The 21,989-nt window shown below is 53.1% G+C and carries 23 protein-coding genes and 1 other RNA gene; all 24 read right to left on the bottom strand.

The genetic code is table 11. The features are described from left to right. Positions 1–43 precede the first annotated feature (43 nt). Entirely contained in the window at positions 44–1,027 is a 984-nt protein-coding gene (gene nirJ2, locus PHF27_RS02845) for a putative heme d1 biosynthesis radical SAM protein NirJ2 (protein ID WP_300065753.1), read from the bottom strand. 4 nt (positions 1,028–1,031) lie between these two features. After that, positions 1,032–2,207, bottom strand: coding sequence for a radical SAM protein (locus PHF27_RS02840; RefSeq protein ID WP_300065750.1), 1,176 nt, complete (start codon positions 2,205–2,207; stop codon positions 1,032–1,034). A gap of 86 nt (positions 2,208–2,293) precedes the next feature. Further along, positions 2,294–2,491: a twin-arginine translocase TatA/TatE family subunit gene (locus tag PHF27_RS02835; RefSeq protein ID WP_300065748.1), complete on the bottom strand. Its 198-nt coding sequence runs from the start codon at positions 2,489–2,491 to the stop codon at positions 2,294–2,296. A gap of 82 nt (positions 2,492–2,573) precedes the next feature. Beyond that, positions 2,574–4,100: an ATP-binding protein gene (locus tag PHF27_RS02830; RefSeq protein ID WP_300065746.1), complete on the bottom strand. Its 1,527-nt coding sequence runs from the start codon at positions 4,098–4,100 to the stop codon at positions 2,574–2,576. A 2-nt stretch (positions 4,101–4,102) separates the two neighbouring features. Beyond that, the gene (locus PHF27_RS02825) at positions 4,103–4,795 is read right to left on the bottom strand and encodes a response regulator transcription factor (RefSeq protein ID WP_300065744.1); all 693 of its coding nucleotides are present in this window, start codon (positions 4,793–4,795) and stop codon (positions 4,103–4,105) included. A 136-nt stretch (positions 4,796–4,931) separates the two neighbouring features. Continuing rightward, a complete protein-coding gene (trxA, locus tag PHF27_RS02820) occupies positions 4,932–5,255 on the bottom strand; it encodes a thioredoxin (RefSeq protein ID WP_300065742.1) in 324 nt (107 codons plus the stop codon). 87 nt (positions 5,256–5,342) lie between these two features. Continuing rightward, the gene (locus tag PHF27_RS02815; RefSeq protein WP_300065740.1) at positions 5,343–6,014 is read right to left on the bottom strand and encodes a TMEM165/GDT1 family protein; all 672 of its coding nucleotides are present in this window, start codon (positions 6,012–6,014) and stop codon (positions 5,343–5,345) included. 343 nt (positions 6,015–6,357) lie between these two features. Continuing rightward, positions 6,358–6,710: RNase P RNA component class A (gene rnpB / locus PHF27_RS02810), an RNA gene on the bottom strand. A 20-nt stretch (positions 6,711–6,730) separates the two neighbouring features. After that, positions 6,731–7,975, bottom strand: a complete 1,245-nt coding sequence (gene rmuC / locus PHF27_RS02805; RefSeq protein WP_300065738.1) for a DNA recombination protein RmuC — start codon at positions 7,973–7,975, stop codon at positions 6,731–6,733. Positions 7,976–8,018: 43 nt separating this feature from the next. Beyond that, positions 8,019–8,600: a hydrolase gene (locus PHF27_RS02800; RefSeq protein WP_300065736.1), complete on the bottom strand. Its 582-nt coding sequence runs from the start codon at positions 8,598–8,600 to the stop codon at positions 8,019–8,021. Positions 8,601–9,057: 457 nt separating this feature from the next. After that, a complete protein-coding gene (locus PHF27_RS02795; protein ID WP_018703468.1) occupies positions 9,058–9,246 on the bottom strand; it encodes a hypothetical protein in 189 nt (62 codons plus the stop codon). Between the two features lie 33 nt (positions 9,247–9,279). Beyond that, entirely contained in the window at positions 9,280–10,095 is an 816-nt protein-coding gene (gene pgeF / locus PHF27_RS02790) for a peptidoglycan editing factor PgeF (protein WP_300065733.1), read from the bottom strand. Beyond that, positions 10,089–11,837 (bottom strand): TIGR03960 family B12-binding radical SAM protein, encoded by a 1,749-nt coding sequence (locus PHF27_RS02785; protein WP_300065731.1) that lies wholly within the window; start codon positions 11,835–11,837, stop codon positions 10,089–10,091. The genes pgeF and PHF27_RS02785 overlap by 7 nt, the downstream gene beginning before the upstream one ends. 58 nt (positions 11,838–11,895) lie before the next feature. Then, positions 11,896–12,501: a histidine phosphatase family protein gene (locus PHF27_RS02780; protein WP_300065729.1), complete on the bottom strand. Its 606-nt coding sequence runs from the start codon at positions 12,499–12,501 to the stop codon at positions 11,896–11,898. 37 nt (positions 12,502–12,538) lie between these two features. Beyond that, positions 12,539–13,636, bottom strand: a complete 1,098-nt coding sequence (gene cobD, locus PHF27_RS02775) for a threonine-phosphate decarboxylase CobD (protein ID WP_300065727.1) — start codon at positions 13,634–13,636, stop codon at positions 12,539–12,541. Continuing rightward, entirely contained in the window at positions 13,614–14,579 is a 966-nt protein-coding gene (locus tag PHF27_RS02770; protein ID WP_300065725.1) for a GHMP kinase, read from the bottom strand. The genes cobD and PHF27_RS02770 overlap by 23 nt, the downstream gene beginning before the upstream one ends. Positions 14,580–14,603: 24 nt before the next feature. Next, positions 14,604–15,353: an adenosylcobinamide-GDP ribazoletransferase gene (cobS, locus tag PHF27_RS02765; RefSeq protein WP_300065723.1), complete on the bottom strand. Its 750-nt coding sequence runs from the start codon at positions 15,351–15,353 to the stop codon at positions 14,604–14,606. Between the two features lie 33 nt (positions 15,354–15,386). After that, complete coding sequence (gene cbiB, locus PHF27_RS02760; protein ID WP_300065721.1) at positions 15,387–16,352, bottom strand: adenosylcobinamide-phosphate synthase CbiB; 966 nt, start codon at positions 16,350–16,352, stop codon at positions 15,387–15,389. Next, the gene (locus PHF27_RS02755) at positions 16,353–17,873 is read right to left on the bottom strand and encodes a cobyric acid synthase (protein ID WP_300065719.1); all 1,521 of its coding nucleotides are present in this window, start codon (positions 17,871–17,873) and stop codon (positions 16,353–16,355) included. A 35-nt stretch (positions 17,874–17,908) separates the two neighbouring features. Beyond that, positions 17,909–18,466, bottom strand: coding sequence for a bifunctional adenosylcobinamide kinase/adenosylcobinamide-phosphate guanylyltransferase (gene cobU / locus PHF27_RS02750; protein ID WP_300065717.1), 558 nt, complete (start codon positions 18,464–18,466; stop codon positions 17,909–17,911). Next, a complete protein-coding gene (locus PHF27_RS02745; RefSeq protein WP_300065675.1) occupies positions 18,459–19,856 on the bottom strand; it encodes a cobyrinate a,c-diamide synthase in 1,398 nt (465 codons plus the stop codon). Before PHF27_RS02745 ends, cobU begins: the two co-directional genes overlap by 8 nt. A 30-nt stretch (positions 19,857–19,886) precedes the next feature. Further along, positions 19,887–20,513, bottom strand: coding sequence for a precorrin-8X methylmutase (locus tag PHF27_RS02740; protein WP_300065673.1), 627 nt, complete (start codon positions 20,511–20,513; stop codon positions 19,887–19,889). 2 nt (positions 20,514–20,515) lie between these two features. Beyond that, entirely contained in the window at positions 20,516–21,289 is a 774-nt protein-coding gene (gene cobK, locus PHF27_RS02735; protein ID WP_300065671.1) for a precorrin-6A reductase, read from the bottom strand. Continuing rightward, on the bottom strand, positions 21,286–21,975 hold the full coding sequence (gene cobJ, locus PHF27_RS02730) for a precorrin-3B C(17)-methyltransferase (RefSeq protein WP_300065755.1): 690 nt from the start codon (positions 21,973–21,975) through the stop codon (positions 21,286–21,288). The genes cobK and cobJ overlap by 4 nt, the downstream gene beginning before the upstream one ends. Positions 21,976–21,989 lie beyond the last annotated feature (14 nt).

Below are 21,989 nucleotides of genomic sequence, written 5' to 3'. Positions count from 1 at the left end.
TGGGTGTCATGGCACATCCCCCTCTCATCATCCACTTGCTGTTTTATCTCCCGCAGGCGCACCAAGGTTCTTCCGCCAGATAGTCACCGTCGGAATAGTAATAGGCTCTAGCACGGCAGCCGCCGCAAATATCGTCATAACCGCAGCGCCCGCAAGCCCCTTTTAGCGGCTGATGGCGCAAATCCTGGAAGATTTCACTTTTAGCCCACATTTCATCAAACGGCGTCTGACGCACATTGCCCACTTTCATCGGCAAGTACGGACACGGATGAACATCGCCGTTAGGAATAATGACGCAATAGGCCGTACCAGCCAAGCATCCCTTGGTAAAGCGCATCTTCATGCCCCGTTCTTTCGCAATGCGCATGAACTGAGGAGCGCAAGTCGGCTTTAGCTCAATCTCCACCTGCTGCTGTTTATCCAAAATGCGTCCCAAAAGCGACTCATATTGTTCCGTATGCAAAGATGTATCTTCAATATCTTTGCCCCGACCCACAGGCACGAGGAAGAAAATATGATGTCCCGCAGCACCAGCGCTTACTGCAAAATCGGTAAGTTCCGTAATTTCCGGTTCATTCCAATTCATAGCGGTAGTATGAATTTGGAACGGCAAGCCTGCCGCGCGGCAGGCGGCCATGCCGTCAACCGCGCCCTGCCAGGCGCCGGGCCATTTGCGGAATTCGTCATGCCGTTCAGCGTCAACACTATCCAAGCTAATCCCCGCCCGGGCCAGACCAGCCTCTTTGAGCTTCACCGCCACTTCCGGCGTAATTAAAATACCGTTCGTCCCCAACACCGGGCGCAGGCCCTGCTCTTTGGCATGACGAATAAGCTCATAAATGTCGGCGCGCATCAAAGGTTCGCCGCCGCTGAGAATCAAAATTTTAAAGCCAGCCTTGGCAATTTGCTCAATAAGCTTTTTCCCTTCCGCCGTATCCAATTCTTCCGCATGCTTAGAGCCTGCGTCCCGGTAGCAATGGACACAACGGATATTGCATTCCTGGGTCGTATTCCAAGAAATGATCATGGGATCACTCCTTCCAGTCCGTCAGATAACAGGCCGGATCCTCCGCCCAAATATTGCCGCCTGTTACGGCTTCCGCCCGAATGCGGCAGCCGCCGCAAAACATTTTATAACGGCACTCGCCGCAGCGGCCTTCCAAGTGCAGGTGCTTCTCGCGCATAGAGCACAAGAACTTGTCCTGGCTGTCCCGCCAGATTTCGCTGAATTTCTTCTCCCGTACATTGCCCAGAGACTTATGACCCCAGAATTGACAAGCATGCACATTGCCCTGAGGGTCCACATTGGAAGTTTTCTGTCCAGCTGAACAGCCTCCATGCATTTCCAGCAGTTGCAATACTTCTTCTACTCGCTCCGGCTGGTGCTTTTCTAAGTACTGCAGTAAATAAATACCGTCGGCATGATTATCGGTCGTCAAAATTTCCACTTCAATACCGCGTTTATGGAAATCCAACGTCCGTTCCATCAAGAGTTCAATGGTTTGCCGTTTCTGTTCAGGCGTGGTATCGAGTTCCGCCATTTCCTTGCCTCGGCCTGCATACACCAAGTGGTACATGCAAAAGCGCGGCACTCCTTCGCGTTCCACAATATCCAGAACATCCGGCAGGGTGTGGAAATTCAAGCGATTCACGGTAAAACGAATACCGGTCTTATTGCCCGCAGCCAGCGAGTTGCGAATGCCCTGGATCGTCTCCTGGAAAGCGCCTTTTTTGCCGCGGAAATTATCATGAACTTCTTCATTGCCATCCACGCTGATGCCTACATATTGAAAACCAGATTCATGGATGCGCCGAGCCATGTCCGGCGTGATCAGTGTGCCATTCGTTGAAATAACAGGACGAATGCCTTTGGAGGCGGCATAGGGTCCCAATTCAAACAAATCCTGGCGCACCAGCGGTTCGCCGCCGGAGAAAAGCAGCACAGGCACCTTCATGGAAGCCAGATCATCAATAAAGGCTTTGGCTTCCTCGGTTGAAAATTCGCCAGCATATTCTTTGTCTTCTGCATTAATATAGCAATGCTGACAAGATAAATTGCAACGGTTTGTGCTGTTCCAAACAACAATCGGCGTAGCGTCCGAAGAAAACTGCAGCATCTGCGGCGGCAGCTGCTCTGTTTTGCGACCGTATTTAACAATATCCGACACCGTTGCCGTACCACATAATAATTTTGTACATCCAATCATTCTAAAATGAAACCTCCTTGAACTGCTATACGCAAAAAAGGCCAACTCTCAAAGAAACTTTGGAGAGTAGGCCTCTACCTGCCATTTTACAGTTTTTCTTTTTCTATTGGCGTTGTTAGGGAAGCAGTGTGACGCACTTCCTCTTTCACCTGATCCGAGGCGGCTTTAAAATCCCGAACGCTTTTCCCCAAGGCTCGAGAAATATCCGGCAGCTTAGCAGGTCCAAAAGTAATCAGTACGATTACCAGCACAACGAAAAGCTCCGGCAACCCGATGTTGAACATTGGCCATACCTCCCCTTCCAGCTTCTATTATCGCAAATTCGCTGTATAGAAACAACAAATTTTTTCGTTGAGTATACAACATTCAAGTCGAATCCGGCGGAAAGCGCAGCGTAAAGGAGGTTCCCGCTCCTACAATACTGGCTGCTTCCACCTCAATTCCATGCAAATTCATAATCTCTTTGGCTACCGCCAGCCCCAGACCCGTGCCGCCGCCATCGCGGCTGTGCGCCTTGTCAACCTTATAAAAGCGTTCCCAAATATAAGGCAGCGCTTCTGCCGGAATACCATGGCCGGTATCGTTGATACGCAAAAAAGCCCGCCCATCTGCGCCGCGGCCAGATTCAATGCGAACGCCCCCCTGTTCTGTATGACGCAAGGCATTATCCAAAAGAATCAACAACAGTTGCGTTAACCGATCCCCATCGCCGTACACAAAGAGTCCTTCAGAAAGTTTTGTTTCCAACCGCAAGCCTTTTTCCTGCGCCAATTTCTCCACTAACTGCACCACGCCAGCTACCAGGCTTTGCAGTAAAATACATTCCCGTTCCATTTCCACGACGCCGGCCCGCAAGCGGCTTATATCAAGCAAGTCGGCAATCAAACGTTCCAGGCGCAGCGCCTCGTCACGAATCAAGGCATGATATTGCTGCCGTTGCTGCTCTGGCGCCGTACCGTCTGCCAGCGCCTCATTGTAGCCGCGGATAATGGTTAATGGCGTGCGCAGCTCATGAGATACATTGGCCACAAAATCCCGCCGCAGCCCTTCTTGCTTCTCCATTTCCAACGCCGATTTCTCTAGGCTGGCCGCCATGGCATTAAAACTTTGCGCCACATCCGCCAATTCCGCCGGCCCTTCTACAGGTACCCGGCGATGATACTCGCCACCAGCAATATGCTGCGTCGCTTGGCGCAAGTTTTCCAACGGGCGTGCAATCTGCCGGCTTAAGCGCTGGCCGACTAGCAGCGACGCCAGCAGACAAATAACCGCGACAACTCCCAAATGCCACCGCACCCGCTGCAGCCACTCCTCTACGCCCTGCAGAGGTACATGCAAAACAACAGCGCCGTCTATACTTCCTGCTTCAGCTCCAGGCACCGGCACCGCAACCACCAGCATTTGCTCTTGATAGAAGTCATGAAAAAAAGTACGCTTGACAATTTGCCCCTGCAGCACCTCCTGCAACGGCCCCGCCAACCGAGCTCCTCCTTGCCGCATCATGCCGCGCCCTGGCCCCTGGCCCTGCATCATACCACGACCATGGGGCATAGCATCGCCATGATTAAAATGCATGCCCCCTGCCGCCGGAGGCATCATATCGCCAGACAAAGCCAGAATTCCGCCCTGACGATCCACCACCCAAATACGGGCGTCCAAAAACGGATCCAATACCTCTACCAGCTGCCGCAGCTCCCGGTAGCCGTCTTCTTGCTGACGCGAAGCCGCCACTAAAAGACTCAGCCCTGTCCCCTTCCGCACTAAATCCGCCGTGCGCTGTTCCAATACGTACTGACGAATCAGCATATACGAACCGGCAAACGCCAAAAGCAAGGCCAAAATAATAATGCCAATATGGCGGGACCAAATTTGATAACGCAATGGTCTGGCCACAATTACACCCCTACTTCAAACTTATAGCCCACACCCCATACCGTGCGAATATCCCAGTCTCCGTTGGTTCGGCCTGCGGTTATTTTTTGGCGCAGACGCTTGATATGCGTATCAACCGTGCGGGTATCTCCGAAATATTCATAGCCCCAAATGGCTTCCAGCAATTGTTCACGGGAAAAAACGCGTCCAGGATGCTTAGCCAAATACCACAGCAATTCCATCTCTTTAGCGGTCAATTCCACCTCTACGCCAGCCACACGTACGCTGCGCTCTGCTAAATTGACATCCAACTCATCATATTGCAAGGACTCTTCTTCGCGCCAAGTATGCTGAGAACGCCGCAGGACCGCTTTGACCCGGGCCACGACTTCCCGCGGATTGAAAGGTTTCGTTATATAATCATCGGCTCCTAAATCCAATCCATTGATGCGATCCTCATCCTCTCCTTTAGCCGTCAGCAAAATAACAGGCACCTCAGATACCCGCCGCACACGGCGGCATACCTCCAGTCCATCCTGTCCCGGCATCATAACATCTAGAAGAAGCAGCTGCGGCTTGTGCTCTTCGTAAAAACGCAGAGCCTCTGTTCCGTCAGCGGCTTCCACTACGTCAAAGCCTTCTTTTTCAAAATAAAGCGCCAAGAGCTGACGTATCTGCTTATCGTCATCTGCAATTAAAATCTTTGTTTTTTCCATCTTTGAACCTCCTGGGGGACTGTTTTTAAAAAAGAAAGACGGCACACAGAGTAACTTTAAACTTTCCTATATAGGAATAAAAGGCATTCTACTCAACGCAGAATGCCTTCACCAGCTTTCTTCAACTCCATTTACTTTACAGCACCGCATCCAAGGCCGCTACTAATTCCTTTTTAGGCCGAAACCCCACCAAACGGGAGACTTCTTTGCCCTCCTTGAAGATAAGCAGCGTAGGAATGCCCATGACCTTGTACCGCTGCGCCACCGCAGGAAAGTCGTCGACATTCACTTTAATAATAGCCGCTTTATCCGCGTATTCAGGCGCCAGCGACTCCAATTCAGGAGCAATCATTTTGCAAGGCCCGCACCAAGGAGCCCAAAAATCAACCAAAACCGGCTTGCCCGCTTCAATCACCAGGGTTTGAAATTCTTCTTCTGTTGCAATGGTATGCAAAGCCATATCCATGCCTCCCTGTTTTTCCTCTATGAAATCAACGCTTTCACCGAGAATATTCTATTTTTATTGTAAAGTTTTTATTTCTTGAAGTCAACTATTGCTATTGCTTTCTTGCGATGCTCTGCATTGCCAGCGATGCACAAGTCCCATCAAAATAGCGCTCACCACGGCCACTACACCCAAAAACGCAGGCGCATTCCATGGAGCCGGCAACGATTCATACAGCCCATAGATACCAAAAAGCACAAAGATAACAGCCGCTGTCCATTTGACCGCCTGCTCCGGCAGGCGCTTAAGCAGCATGCCGCCTACAACAATCGCCATGCCGTCGGCAATCATCATCCCCGTAGTCGTCCCCATCCAAACCGGTATAATTTCTTGATACTGAGCAGCCAAGGCTACTGTAGCCAGCTGCGTCTTATCTCCCATTTCCGCCAAAAAGAACGCCACCACTACGGTGCAAAACGGCGTATAACAGGTAGCCTTGTCCGCATCCCCAAGCTCATCCCCGCGAATGGTCCAAATACCGAAAAAGATAAAGGATACTGCGGCGGCAATTTGTACGTACATCATAGGCATCACATACTGCAAATAATGCCCAGCCAGCACCGCCAGCAAATGATTGAGCAGCGTCGCCACGAGAATGCCGCTCATCACGGTTTTCCAGGAATACCTGCCTGCCAACGCCAAGGCTAAAAGCTGGGTCTTGTCGCCCATTTCCGCCAATACCACAAAAATCATAGCCGCCAAAAAAGCTGTCATTGATCTAGCCTCCTGATTGCGAAGTCACTGATTTGCGCGCCTCTTACGCAAAAGGCAGTAGCTCCTTAGTATTTTTTTAAATTCTCCCCTGTACTCTCTGCTAAACTCTGATACCTCTGTTACTCTGTGTGAACGTCTTCTTTACTTATTTATATATTAAAAAAAGCGAGACCTTTGGGCAGGATTTCCTGCCCAAAGGTCTCGCTTGTCAACGCATTTTGTTCGTTAACGGCAAAGCCAGATAGTATACACTATCAGACTGTTGACTTTGCACCGTGAAGCTACTCCCCTTTGGATTCTGGGTATAGAGTAACGAAAAATTGTTCTTTTGTCAAGAAAGTGTGCGGCAAGCAATCAATAAGCCGGGTTCTGTTCCGCTTGCGCGGTGATGACCATCTATCTGGGCCATCCGTTGCCGAATGGCTCTAGCAACCAACCCGGAAGGCTCAGCGGGCCGCTTCATCCCTTCCCTATTTGGTCTTGCTCCGAGTGGGGTTTACCTAGCCGGCCAGTCACCTGACCGCTGGTGCGCTCTTACCGCACCGTTCCACCCTTACCGGCATAAAGCCGGCGGTACACATTTCTGTGGCACTGTCCCTAGAGTTTCCTCCGCTGGACGTTATCCAGCACCCTGCCCTGTGGAGCCCGGACTTTCCTCGACCGTCCTAAAACGGCCGCGGCCATCTTTCAAGCTCGCCGCAACATGTATGAAAATATCACAAATTGTCCGGCTCGTCAAGAACTCCTTCACTGCGCCATTGCTGCAGCGAAGATAAGCGCTGCTCCATACTCCGAGATGTCTTGGCTGCGCTTTCGATGGAAAAAGAGGCTTCTTGCAGCTTTTTCTGCGTTTTTTCCAACAACAGACCGAAGCGGGCAAATTCCCCTCGCACCGCCCCCAACAACTCCCATACTTCCGCGCTGCGCTGCTCAATGGCCAGCGTTCGAAAGCCTAGCTGCAAACTATTCAAGAGCGCTGCCAGTGTCATCGGGCCCGTCACTACGACCCGATGGCGGTGCAGCAGTTCCTCAGCCAAACCAGGACGCTGCAGAACCTCGGCATATAAACCTTCCGTAGGCAAGAACAACAAGGCAAAATCGGTCGTATGCGGCGGAGAAACATATTTTTCTGCGATGCTCTTAGCTTCTAAACGCAGTCGCTGCTCCAGCTTTTTGGCCGCATTTTCCTGTCCCTCGGCATCGCCGGCTTCTCGCGCCTCTTGAAGACGCAAAAAGTCTTCCTGCGGAAACTTCGCATCCACAGGCAGCCAAATACATCCCTTTTCTCCTTGTCCAGGCAGGCGCAAGGCAAACTCCACCCGCTCGTTGCGTCCTGGAACTACCGCCACATTCGCGGCATACTGCTCAGGAGCCAATACATCTGATAAAAGGGCGGCTAATTGGATCTCTCCCCAGGTTCCTCGGGTCTTAACATTTGTCAGCACTTTTTTCAAATCACCCACACTGGCGGCAAGGTTTTGCATCTCGCCCAAGCCCTTATGCACCATTTCCAGCCGCTCGCTTACCCATTGGAAGCTTTCTCCCAGCTTTCTTTCCAGCGTCTGTTGCAGCCGTTCGTCCACCATAGCGCGGATTTCTTCCAGGCGTCGTCCGCTTTCCAGACGCAAAGACTCCATTTGCGCTTCCAAGCTTTGCCGCAGATGCTCTTGGCGTCGTTCCTGCGCCTGCGTCAGGTTCTGCAAGTGGCTGGACATACTTTCCGTCTGCTGCAGCTGCATACCCATATGCTCCGCCAGACGACGCAGCACGGAATCATTAAAATCCTGCAGTGTTTCCCGCAGTTCTCGACGGCTTTCCTGCAGTTCCTGGCGCAGCTTTTCTTTGTCTGTTTCCGACTCTTCTTTGGCATTGCCTAAACGGCTGATTTTTTGGAGAAGCCATAGTATTAATACCAATTGCACAATGGCCGCCGCCAACAAAACTATCGTCGCAGTATCCATGACACCCTCCTGTAAGGCATTCCAATTACGCTATAGGACTTTATCATTTTCCGGCAAAATAGCAGGTAGCCATATCAGCCATATGTAAAGCCGGAACTAACGCGTAACGTTTCATGGCGCCGGACAGGCTCTGCCCGCCAGCATAGGAACGCGCCGTATCGTCAAAACCGCCCATATGCCAACGAATAGCGAGCATTTCCTCCTCCGTCAAAGGAATAAACTTCTGCAGCAGCATAACCGACTTTTCCCCATGACCTAAGGGCAGTTGATCATCGATTTCGTACACTTCGACCTTTTCCCATTGGCCGGTTGTTTCGTTCTTCCGATTCCGAAAGCCTTTTCGATAAAAATTCGCCTTGCATAAATCATGAAATAAGGCGCAGAGACAGGCAGATTCCTGTTCCAACTCCTGAGAAAAAGCCTGCCTCAAGGTCATCAGGCTGTCGTATACAGCCAGAGAATGCACCAAAAGGCCTCCTTCCTCCGCTCCGTGAAAGGCAGTGCTCGCAGGAGCTGTATAAAAATCTGTTTCCGTTTCCAAATAATCCAGTAGTTGAATCAGGCCTGGACGATCAATCGTCTTGGCCAATGAAATAAACCGCTCTTTTTCTTCCTGTAAGGACATCTGCTTTCCTCCTCTAAAAAACCGTATTTTTCGGTCTTATTGCTTTTATGAAAACAGGTATATTATACCGCAAATGCAGCGACGTAACCAGGACGAGAATAAATCATCACCTTGCTCTGGAATTGTCTACTGATTTATGTTAGTATAAACAGGAGCAACGGAGCATGAGTGCTCTGCCGTTCTGGTGGGGAAGCGGCAGAGCCGGGGGCGTGCTCCGTTGTGCGTGATTTTTCTCTTGAAACCCCTTTCGCGTCTTTCGTATATTTCGCGGTTCGATCATAAATTCTAATATATTTAAAAAGCAAGCTGACCTTGTCGCGCAGACAGGGTCAGCTTTTTTATATCTATAGCAGACTTTGTCAATTTTCACGGTGAATCTCAAATACAATCATTGCCCCCGTAACCCTCAGACGTACCCTCCGGTTCTCCGATTCTCCTGTTCGATTTTTCCCGGGCCTTAGCGCGGCTCGTCTTTCGGCTCAAAGGACAGGCATTGCCGCTGGGAAACTTCCCTAGTCACCCTGTTAGGCATATTCTTGCTCTTAAACCCCATAGCCTTGCAGCCATAGGGAAATTCTTTTTCCCAAGTGATATAGAAATACTTGCATTTATTGCAGTTGATTTTATTGGTTCCCTGCGTCTCCATGATTTCCGCCTCCCCTTGGAAAAACCAGTTCCTCTACAACCAAGCCAACAGGCCTAAACGGCCGCTATGTCCATTGTCGCCGCGATGAGAAAAAAACAACTCTTTCTGACAGCACGTGCATACGCCGGAGTCAGCGATCCGTTGCAGCGGTATGCCGGCTTCAGCAAGAAGCCAGGCGTTAAAGCCTCGCAAATCAAGCCTATGTTCGCCCTTTTCGCTGCGCAGCAGTCCTGCGGGAAGATTAGCCGGCAGCTTCTGCAGCACATTCTCGCCCACAGGATAGCAGCACTGCCCAATAGACGGTCCCAACGCAGCCAAACATTCTTCCCCTTTTGTGCCAAAGCGCTCCTTCATAACCTGCAAAGAGGCCGCAGCAATACCGGCTACCGTACCTTTCCAGCCGGCATGAGCCAACGCCAGCACGCGGTGCACGGGATCAAAAAGCAGCACAGGCACGCAATCTGCTACTAAAAGGAGCAACGGAATACCCTTGGCCGCGGTCACCACTGCATCAGTTCCAACCAACGCACCGTCCCAAGCAAAAGCGCCTTGGCCGCATTGACCTTCGTCCACTACGGCTACTACATTTCCGTGAACCTGCTGCAGCGCCACTACCTTGGACGCCTCAGCGCCAACGGCTTTGCAAAAGAGCTTACGGTTGGCAGTAACATCTTCCGCACAATCACCGACATGATATCCCAAATTCAAAGACAGCCAAGGAGCCTTGCTAACGCCGCCAAGACGAGTGGACATGGCATGCTGCAAGCCAGCCTCTTGGAGCAAAGAAAAGCGTCCTACTGTCAAAGCTCCTGCCTTTTCCAGATAAAAAGACTCTTTTTCTTTCACCATGCTTCCCTGCCTTCCCGGCAGATACCGCAACGCCTGCAGCCTGGAAAGCATCCTTTTGTGGGCGCTTCCTTGACGGCGCGCTGCCATTCCTGCCATAAATAATCCTTGTTAAAGCCCATATCCAAGTGCGCCCAAGGAAGACGTTCGTCTATGGATCGCTGTCGATATAAATAACTCTCCTCATCCAAGCCGGCGTCTTTTAAGCAAGCGGTAAAGCGCCGCCAGCCGCCCTTCGCTGCGGCAGCCGCCAAAACCGGCGCCAACCGGCGATCCCCCCGCGCCAACACAGCCTGCACATAGGCTTCCCGCGGCGGCTCGCTGAGAATTTCTATACGTCGTTGCGATTTAAGCAAGCTTTCCAAGCGGCGCAGCCGCTGCTGAACTACCTTTTTATCCGCCATAGGCAGCCACTGAAAGGGAGTAAACGGCTTAGGTATAAAGGGATTGACACTAAGAGTCAGCTTGCCCTTGGAGCCCGCTTCTTCCATACACGCCAGCACCCGCAAGGCCATCTCGGCAATAGCGTCAATATCTTCATCGACTTCCGTCGGCAAGCCAATCATAATATACAAACGCAGATTGGGAATGCCTGCCTGCGCCGCCAGGCGCACGCCTTCTAAAAGATGCTCTTCTCGAATCCCCTTGTTGATGACGTCTCGCAAGCGCTGACTGCCGGCTTCCGGCGCTAAGGTCAGCGTCCGGTGTCCGCTGGCGGCCAGACCGGACACCAATACCGCATCCAATGAATCCGCTCGCAAGGAGGCTACGGAAAAGCGCATCCCCTTGGCTTCGAACTCATGGCACAAGGCTTGAATCTCCGGATAATCGGAAACAGCCGCCCCCATCAGGCCCACTTTCATACCCTGCTGCTGCGCCCGCAAAAGCGCTTGACGCAGCACCGGCAGCGACCGCGGCCGCGGCTGACGAAAGCAGTACCCGGCCATGCAGAAACGGCAGTGCCGTCCGCAGCCGCGGGCCACTTCCAGTAAAAACAGCTTGCCGAACTCCGCGTCTTCCGCAAAAACAGCCGTTTCTCCCGGGTAGTCGTCTAAGCGTTCTACTCTGCGCCGCGAAATGGTCTCTGGAACCTCCCCCATCTTCCGCCACGCTGTCACTCGTCCGTCCGCCTCGTAATTCGCTTCGTAAAAGGCAGGCACATAAACACCGGGAATGTGCGCCCACGCCAGCAACACCTCCTGGCGCGTTTTACCTTTGGTACGGCAGTCCTGGTACACGTCCACCAGCTCCTGCAAGACTTCTTCGCCTTCGCCGATAATGGCCGCATCAACAAACGGCGCCAACGGTTCCGGATTGAACGTAGCGCAAGGGCCGCCAATCAACACAAAGGGATCCTGCTCGCCCCGTTCCACAGCCAATTGTGGAATTCGCCCCAGTTGCAGCATATCCAAAAAATGAAAATAATCCATTTCAAAAGAAAGCGCAAACCCTACCAGCGCGAACGCACTTAACGGTCGCTGACTCTCCACGGTCATCAGCGGCGTCTGCGTGCGAATATGCTCGTCCCAGGCTTTTTTTTCCGGCAAAAAAGCCCGCTCGCAGCACAGGTCTCCCCGTTCATTGAGCAGGCGATATAAAATATGCAAGCCTAAATTAGACATGCCCACTTGATAATTATTGGGATAGACCAAGGCAAAACCCCTGCCGCCTGCCTGCGGCGGCGCACAGGTATTTTCCTCCTGCTCGCGGCGCTGCCGCAAGGCTTCTTTTAAGTTCCAAGACATATGGTTCACTCACTTCCTGTCTCTGTTTCTTCCATCATAGCAGAGATTCCCTGTAATGTCAGCGAAGATGGTGCACATCATTCACAAGAGAAACCAGGACTTTTTGCGGCAGCACTTCCAAAATATTTACCGCCGTATTGCTCTGACGTATAGCCCAAAGACGGTTCAAATCCATGCCTAACACATCACAAAGCACCGTGCGAATCGCAGCGCCATGAGACACAATAACCACGGTCTGTCCTTCATGCCGCTGGGCTAGCTCGCGCAAAGCCTCCATCATCCGCTGCTGCACCTCAAAAAAGGTCTCGCCGCCGGGAATTTCAATTTCCGCCGGATGCGAAAATAACCGATTTCCCGTACCGCCGCCATCTAAATCAAGGGAATCATAGGTCATGCCTTCCCAGTCGCCAAAGGAAATTTCCCGCAAATCCCGGCGAGTTAATACATCCAAACCATGTACGGCGGCAATCTGGGCTGCCGTCACAAAAGCCCTGCTCAAATCGCTGCTGTAGACGGCGGCTATCTTTTCATCCGCCAGCCGCAGCGCCACTTTTCCTGCCTGTTCAATGCCGTTCGCAGTCAAAGAAATGTCTGTTTGCCCTTGATATCGCATCTCTATGTTCCAAGTCGTTTCACCATGACGCACCAAAATTAATTTACTCATACTCCATTTCCTTTCTCGAAAAGCCGCACTTCTTATCTTACTTTGTCAATTCAGCCGTCAAGGCCGCCACTAGGCGCTCATTTTCGTCTTGCCTACGCACAGCAACTCGGATATGACTGTCGCCAAGGCCTACGTAATTGGCGCAGTCCCGCACCAAAATTCCTCGCCGTTTCAAACGCTCCCGCCATTGGCTGGAAGTCAGACCTGTTTGTTTCATATCTAAAAGAATATAATTTACCGCCGGTTCATAGGCATGCACTCCCGGCAGCGCCGCTAACGCTGCGTACAACGCCTGCTTCGCCTGAGCTACATAGGCGCGGCTTTCCTGCTGATAGTCGCTGCAGCGAAGGGCCCACAAGCCTGCCTGCTGCGCCAAAAAGTTCACATTCCACGTGTCCTTTTTCGCCGTCAATTCTTGGATCAGCACCGCATCGCCTGCCATAAAACCCAAACGCAGTCCCGGGATGGCGTAAAATTTAGTCAAAGAACGCAAAACCGCCGCCTGATCTCCCATTCTCGGCAAATCCGGCAAAATGCTGTATTTTTTCTGTTCCGGCAAAAAATCCTGAAAGGATTCATCCACAAGGAAAAAGCACTGCTGCCTGGCCGCTTCTGCCGCCAAACGCAGCACCGCTTCGCGCTTGAGCAGCGTCCCTGTGGGATTATTGGGATTACAAAGAAAAAACATATCCGCTGCCGCCAAGGCGGCTTGCATTTGCTCCCAAGGCAGTGCAAATCCGTCTGCACCAGCCAATGGCAAGTAAGCAACTTCCGCCCCAGCGGCGCGAGCCGCCTTTTCATATTCGCTAAAGGTTGGCGCCGTCACCAGCACACGCCTTGGTTTGCGCGTATGGCAAAGCAAGTACAGCAGTTCCGCTGCGCCATTCCCTACAATCACACTTTCCGAAGCACAGCCATGGCTTGCAGCCAAAGCCTGTCGCAGCTCCGCCGCCTCCGGTTCCGGATAATGCACAACCCCGCCCAAAAGGGAAGCCAACTGCTCCTTCAAACCAGGCGGCAAGCCCAAGGGGTTGATATTGGCGCTGAAATCCAGTACCGCTTCCGGCGACAACCCCAATTCACCGGCAGCAGCGTAAATATTGCCGCCATGCTCAAAAGCAGCGAACCCAGTCATGCTCTTCCCCCTCCTTGCCACAACGATACCAACTGCCGCCGGACACCAGCGGCCAGCTTCCCAAAAAAGAAAGCTGCGGCAGTTCCTGTTCTACCCGCTTCTGCAAGGTTTCTATCGTTTCTGAAGCTACATCGCCTTTCCACAAAACCCCCAGTACCGTACCGCTATGAGCCACATTGACGCCGATCGCTCCTTGTTGCAAGGCCAGCGACCAGAGCAGCTCCAGCTCTAGCTTGGGCAGCAAAATCTGATTAGCCCGCGCGCTAAGCATAGCGCCATGGCCCAACCAAAACGCTTCCTGTTCTTTCATACCCCGTTTTATGCATTGCACTGCTTGACGAACCACTCGTTCCTTGGCTCGGTTAAAGCAGTGCAATTCCTGACGCTCATTAAAACGCTGCGTATCCACCTGGCCGCCTTGGTCCCAGACAGAGACCATGATCGCCGGCGGTTCCCCCAAGCTGCAAAACGCAGCGCCCGTCACATGGTCGATTTGCGCAACACCAGGACAAAAGACGCCATCCGTAGGCTCCACCCCAGTCGCCAGCGTCAAAATCTCTTGCGGTGCAAGAACTCTTCCGAAAGCAAGAGCCACTGCTTGACAGGCAGCACCGATATCGGCGCTGCTAGACGACATGCCCTTGCCTACTGGCAATTGCGAACAAATCTCCAGTTCTCCTGGAAGCTGCTTTTCTCCCAAGAAAAGCAGCGTCTTAGCCACTGCTTGTTGCGTTTTAGGTCCGCCCAAAACAGTCGGCGCTTTAGTTGGCCGCAAAATAGCCCGGGAATAACTGCCGATCGGACAGGTGATCAGAAAGTAAGCTTCATCCACCAAGCCCTGCGTCAATTCACCGCAAGACCCAGGAACACGCACCTCCAAAGTTTGCCCGGCTGCCAACTGTTCGGGTATATTTTTATACTGCGGGGACGTTTTTTCGTCCATGCGTCTTGATTCCTCCATCCTGTTCTAATACAAAAAAGCCAGCAAGACGACAACTTCCGTAATTTCCGTCAGAGCTCCATATACATCGCCTGTAAGTCCGCCCAACTTGCGGCTGATCAAAAAGCCGCAGCCAAAAGCGCACACCAGCGCCGCTACCAAAGCGATCAACCCTTGGCCGCCCAAGGGCAGCACAAGCAAAAACGAAAGCACTAGAGCTATCCATAAGGCTCCCTCACCGGCATAAGCGGAAAAAGCGCGTCCCATGCCGTTTTCCCGAGCGTAAGGAAAGCAGGTAATTCCTACTACCATCGCTAAACGCCCTAATACAGGCATGGCAAAAAGCGCCGCCGGCAAAGTCAGCGACGCCAAATCGGCAATCAGAGACCATTTCAAAGCAAAGAGCATTAAAAAAGTGGTCACCCCATGGGCGCCCACGCGGCTGTCCTTCATGATTTCCAGCATCCGTGGCCGATGACGGCCGGAAAAAAGACCGTCCATGGTATCCATAAAGCCGTCGCAGTGCAAGCCGCCTGTCAAGAGAATGGACAGAGCCGTCAGAATGGTAACAACGACTGTCGGCGGGTACGTACTAACCCAAGTAGGAAGCCATACATACAGCACCTGCCAAGCAGCTACAAAGCACAAGCCCAGTACGGCTCCAACCAGCGGGAAATAGCGCACGCTGCGGCCGCAGCCCTCTTCATCCCAAAACAACTCTCCCGACAAACGCAGACGCGTCAAAAACTGCAATCCCAGCAAAAAATCATTGAACATAGTTCCCCTCCGGCATCTCCATTCTTCTTTAGACTACCATCCCAACAGCAGGCTGGCAAGCAAAAGAAACAGAGCCACCGCAACTTGCATTAGGCGGATTGTTTTCGTAATATGCCGCCCTTGCAGCGCTTCTTTGGGTTCTCCCATTTTCGCTCGCAGCGAAGCCACGCCGCCGTAATAGTTTAGACCGCCCAATTGCACACCCAAAGCGCCAGCCACCGTTGCCTCCGCATAACCGCTGTTCGGACTGGGATGCGCCGCTGCATCACGCCGCATCATCCGCCAAGCGTTGCGCCAGTCCATACGCAAAACCCAAGCAGCCCCTAAAAGCAGCACCGCTGTTATCCTTGCGGGCAGCCAATTGAAAATGTCATCAACCCTGGCAGCCGCCTTGCCGAAATGTTCATAGCGCTCATTATGATAGCCCACCATGGAATCCAACGTATTGACGGCGCGATACAAAAAGGCCAGCGGCACGCCGCCAAGCAGAAAATAACAAAGCGGCGAAATAATGCCGTCAACTATGTTTTCCGCTACCGTTTCCACTGTAGCCCGTGTGACTTCCCCTTCATCGAGGTCTGCTGTATCCCGGCCGACAATCCAGCCTACCTTGCGTCGTGCTTCCGCCATATTTCCAGCAGCCAGAAAATCGCGAATTTCACTGCCGGCGGCTGCCAAGCTGCGCGGCGAAACAGTAAAGCTCAGCAGCAACGCGCCCCCAAGCCATTGCACTGCGTCCCCCCCGAGGGCCAACAGCTGCATCCAGCACCAGGCGCTGCTATAAGCAGCAGCCAGTACTACCGCCACAAGCACGGCGCCTGACGTCTGCTGCTGCCAAGAGCTCTGTGTTAGACGCAGCAAGCATGCCTCTCCCCAAGAAATGACCCGGCCAATGAGCACTACCGGATGCCAGCGACTGTTTGGATCTCCCAATAGCTGGTCCAAAAGCACCGCTCCCAGCAGCATCCATAATTCACCGGGCCATGCGCTTGGCAGCATCTATTTTCCCTCCACGATGGCATACAGCCGGGTCATATCCAAGTTTTCCCGCACAACCGCAGCCAACCGATTATACGCCGCTTCCTTGCGCGCCTGCGTATCTCCTGAACGATCCAGAGGCGCTAAGCCTTTGCGCTGCCGCAACGCGTTGGCAAGAAGTCCCCGATAGGAGTCATTGTCAAAGATACCGTGCAGATAGGTGCCAAGAACCAAACCGGAGGAAGCCACCGCTCCATCCGGGCTGGCTGCCTTTTGACAGGAACGTTCTTCAATCTGAAATGCAGCTTCTGTCCCTGCAGCAAATTCCGTACGCCCCATATGAATTTCATAGCCCTTCAGCTCCAGACCGCTGGCTTTGATGCCCAAAAAGCGGTCGGACAAACCACGAGCGCTCACTTGCTGGGTCATTTTTTCCGCCACAAAGGTCGTTGTTGTATCCAAAAGACCCAGTCCCGGCGTTTCATCATGGTCGGACTCGGTATGTTCCGGATCAAAAACCGTCTGACCCAGCATCTGATAGCCGCCGCAAATGCCGATGACAGGTATGCCTTGGGCATGGAGCTCCTTAATGGCTTTTTCATAACCATGTTCCCGCAGATACAGCAAATCCTCTACTGTATTTTTACTGCCTGGCAAAATAATAAGATCCGGCTTGCCTAATGCTTCGCCTTGGCGCACATAGCGCACAGCCACATCCGGCTCGGCCCCGAGGGTGTCAAAATCCGTAAAATTGCTGATCTTCGGCGTCCGCAGCACCGCCACGTCAATTTCTTTGGTTTGAACCGTTTGCTTATCTTCCAAGGAAACAGAATCCTCGTCGTCAATGCCCAAATCGACCAGATGCGGAATAACCCCCAGTACCGGCTTGCCTGTTTTTGTTTCCAAAAATTCAAGAGCAGGCTGCAAAAGACGGATATCGCCGCGAAACTTATTGATAATGATGCCTTTCACCAGTTCCCTTTCGTCCGGTTCCAGCAATTCCAGCGTTCCTACCACTGATGCCAGAGCGCCGCCGCGGTCAATATCCGCCACCAGCAGCACCGGAGCCGGCGCCAATTTGGCGACGCGCATATTAACGATGTCATTGGCTTTGAGATTGACTTCCGCCGGACTACCGGCGCCTTCGATAACAATACGGTCAAATTTATCATGCAGCTTTTGCAGGCACGCTTTCACCGTATCAAGCGCCTGCAGGCTATAACCCTGATGGTATTCTTTGGCCGTCATGTTGCCGATGGGACGTCCCATCAGCACTACCTGGGAGCGGGAATCTCCTGTAGGCTTTAAGAGCACCGGGTTCATCTCCACCATAGGCTCCAACCCGGCGGCTTCCGCCTGAGCCACTTGGGCCCGCCCCATTTCCTCCCCAAATTTGGTTACATAGGAATTCAGCGCCATATTCTGCGCTTTAAAAGGAACGACACGCAAGCCGTCCTGCAAAAAAATGCGGCAAAGCGCGGTTGTTAAAATGCTCTTGCCTACATGAGAACTGGTTCCTTGGAGCATGATGGTCTTAGCCATGCCCAACGCCTCCTCTGTTCGCTATCGCTTCTCTTTTATTCCGCTTCCGCCAAACGGCGCACATCCACAGCCAAACCGCTGACAACCAAAAAAACTTGCTGCGCCTGGGCGGCTACCTGCTGATTCACCCAGCCCGCATAGTCCCGAAAAGCGCGAGACATCGCATTATCCGGCACAATCCCCAAACCCACTTCATTGGTAACAAACACCACCGGACAAGAAGCTTGACGCGCTGCGCGCAATAAAGCTTCCGTCTCTTTAGCGATATACCGCTGCCCAGCCTCAGGGTCTGCGGGAAAATCCTCTTGGCACATACAATTCGTAACAAACATGGTCAAACAGTCAAACAGAATCGCCTTGGTTTCAGCTGCCGCCTTCGCCAGTACCGCCGCCGCGTGCCGCGGCGCTTCAAAAGTCTGCCAGCCTGCAGGACGCCGCTGCTGATGTATCTCAATACGCAGGCGCATTTCTTCGTCCCAGGCTTGCGCTGTCGCAATATAGCCCACTTGCTCCGCCATAGCCGCTACGCGCCGCTCGGCAAAAGCGCTTTTACCGCTGCGAGCGCCGCCGGTTACCAACATAATCTCAGCCACGGCCCTGCCTCCTTGCCGCATATGCTGCGCAGGCCGTTACCAGCGCTTCCGCAGCCTCTTCATTGCCTGCAAAATGCAGGTGCAGATAGGACGCCAGCACGTTTGGCGAAGCATACCCCCCTGGATAGACAGCGCCAGTACGCATCTTTTCAAAAGAAAAGGCCCAGGGAAACGGTTCTGCTAACGGCTCCATACTGGAAAAATGGAACTCATGGCCTTGAAAACGAGCGCCGCTTTTTCCCAGCAGGCTGTCCGCCTGCAGCGTCGCCGTCACATAGCCCACAGTCTGCAGTTTTTTTTCCATCCGGCATCGCGCCGGCACTACTTGCGCCATAGCATAACGCTTCCCGGAAAAATCCTCCAAGCTTTCCGTCAGATACATCAAGCCGCCGCATTCCGCGTAAAGGGGCATGCCGCTTGCCGCTGCTCGTCTTACAGCCTCACGCATGGAAGCATTAGCCGCTAATTGCGGCGCAAACATTTCCGGAAAACCGCCGCCGAAAAACAAGCCGTCCACCTCAGGCAAGGATGCATCCTCCAGCGGACTAAAGGGAATTAATTCCGCGCCAAAGCGCGTTAAAACGCCCATGCTTTCGGGATAATAAAAAGAAAAAGCTTCATCTCGGGCCACGCCCAAGCGCGCCCGCCGTACAGGTAAAGCGCCCATCGCCGCGGGAACCGGTAAGTCCGGCGCTTGTTGAGCCAAAGCGCATAAAGCCTCTAAGTCCAGAGCCTGACCAACCGACCTCCCCATCGCCGCCACAACCACATCCAAAGCCTGCTCCGTCACTGGCGTCAACCCCAAGTGACGCTCTGGCAGACGCAAGTCTTCTTGCCGATGCAAGCAACCTAGCACCGGAATATTTTGCCGCTCTAACGCTTCACGCACCATACGCTCATGGGACGCCGAACCGACGCGGTTTAAGATCACCCCGGCAAACCACACCTCCGGGTCGTATTGACGAAACCCCAGAGCAGTCGCCGCAGCGCTCTCCCCCATGGATTTGGCGTCCAATACCAATACTACCGGCGCCTGAAGCAATTTGGCCAGCGACGCCGTACTGCTGATCCCCTGGCGGCCGCCGTCATACAGCCCCATGACGCCTTCAATAATGGAAATATCTGCTTCTGCCGCCGCCTTAACGAATAAGGGCGGCAATTTTTCCTGGGGCACCAGCCAGCTGTCCAGGTTATGCGCCGCCCGGCCGCTGGCCAGCGCGTGAAACCCGGGATCAATGTAATCCGGACCGATTTTAAAAGACTGCACCGTCTTGCCTTGGGTGCGTAGCGCCGCCAACAATCCTGTCACAAGGGTTGTTTTGCCTACACCACTTTGGGTGCCTGCAATAACCAGCCGTGGACGATGCACAAGCTTTTCCTTTTCTTCCATCGGCAAATTCCTCCTCCCGACAGCGCCGTTCTATGCCTCGATTTGGTACAAAATTGCGTTCAACGCCGAAGCCGCAATCGGACTGCCGCCTTTATTGCCGCGTACGGTAATATAGGGAACCGGCGATACTTCGGCCAAGAAATCCTTGGACTCGGCAGCACCCACAAAACCCACTGGCACACCGATAATCAGCGCCGGACGAACGCCTTCCTCCTGCATCAGACGGATCACTTCAAAAAGAGCGGTCGGTGCATTGCCAATAGCCACAATAGCGCCGTCCAGTTTAGCCCCAAAAGTCCGCATGGCAGCCATGGAACGCGTAATCCCTGCCGCTTTAGCCTGAGCCGCCACCGTTTCATCAGCGATCAAACATTCCACCTGGCAGCCGAACTGCGCCAGACGTTTTTTGTTAATGCCGGTACGCACCATTTCCACATCACAATAAACGTTCTTGCCTTCGCGAATGGCTTTCTGCCCAGCCGCTACGGCGTCGGCATGCACCTCAATCACTTCTGCATACTGCGGATCTCCTGAAGCATGAATCATGCGGGAATATACTTTTACCGCTTCTGGCGTCAAAGACAAGCCTGCTACGTGAGGAGCGATAATTTCCATGCTCTTGCGCTCAATCCCCTGAGGATCGGTCATAAATTCCATAATTACTTTCCTCCTATTACCAATTTAGCAACCTGCTCCAGTACCTGCTGCTCCGTTGCGCAGCAAACTGGATAGGATAAGCGCGGCCTGTCAACCAGCACTACTTGCAGTCCCAACGCTACGGCTGCGGCAATTTTTTCTGCGCAGCCACCGGGATTGCCGCTGTTCTTCAAGACAACGACCTCCGCTTGAAAAGCCCTATACAGAGCTTGATTGAGTTCCAACGAAAAAGGCCCCTGCATCGCCACAATATCTTTGGGTAAAAAGCCAAGATTCCGGCACTGTTCCAAAACCGACGCCTCCGGCAGCACCCTGGCTACAAGACGCTTGCCTTGCAGCAGCGGCTCCGCCCGAAAGACGCCAAGCTGGCGACTCCCTGTGGTCAAAAAAATGGTCTCTCCCAAACCAGCAGCCAGCCTAGCCGCTTCCTCATAGTCTGCAGCCACATGCAGGTTCTTATACTCCGGCAAGTCGCTGGCAGGACGCTCATAACGCACATAAGGCACTTTTACCTTCTCGCAGGCCGCCATGGCATTGCGCGACACATTGACCGCATAGGGATGGCTTGCATCCACCACAAGGCGAATACCCTGTTCTTGTAAAAAAACTTCCATGCCCGCTTGATCAAGAGCCGTCTGCACCACAGAAAGATCCGCCTCTTGCACCAAACGCTCGCCATACTCGCTGACAACGCTCACCAGCACCGGCCAGTTTTCCTCGCGCAGACGAAGCGCCAGCGCGCGGCCGTCTCCGGTGCCGGCAATGCAGAAAATCACAGTTTATACCCCCGCGGCGTAATCATACGCCCGTCCTGCACATAGGACTGGCTGTTACCGATGATGACCAACGAGAACATATCGATAAATTCATTCGTAAAATTCTCTAAGTCCGACAAAGTGTATTCTTCCTTGCTGCGCGTAGCATGACGCACAATACCTACAGGAGTTGCGCTCGGCCGAACTTCCAGGGCCAAACGGCGTACTTCTTCAATCTGCATAGTACGGCGGCTGCTTTTGGGATTGTAAAGAGCAATCACGAAATCGGCTTCCACCGCGGCTTTAACGCGCCGCACAATCAATTCCCAAGGGGTCAACAAATCACTAAGACTGATGACCGCAAAATCGTGCATCAACGGCGCGCCCAGCACAGCTGCGGACGCGCTCACAGCACTGATGCCGGGAATGATCTCCACCTCTGGCCGCTGCTCCGGCGGCAGCTTTTGGGCCAGTTCCAGCACCAAACCCGCCATGCCGTACACGCCGGGATCACCGCTGGATACCACCGCCACCACTTTGCCTGCTTTCGCTTCATCCACTGCCGCCTGGCAGCGTTCCACTTCCTGCATCATGCCGGTGCCAATCACCGGTTTCCCCGCCAATAGCGGTTCAATTAACTCAATATACGTGTCATAGCCTGCCACCACTTGGGCCGTTTCAATAGCGGTCCGCGCCCGAGGCGTCATATCCTCCAGGCTGC

The organism is Anaeromusa sp. (assembly GCF_028691475.1).
Taxonomy (GTDB): domain Bacteria; phylum Bacillota; class Negativicutes; order Anaeromusales; family Anaeromusaceae; genus Anaeromusa.
This window is presented reverse-complemented; position numbering and strand designations above follow the sequence as displayed.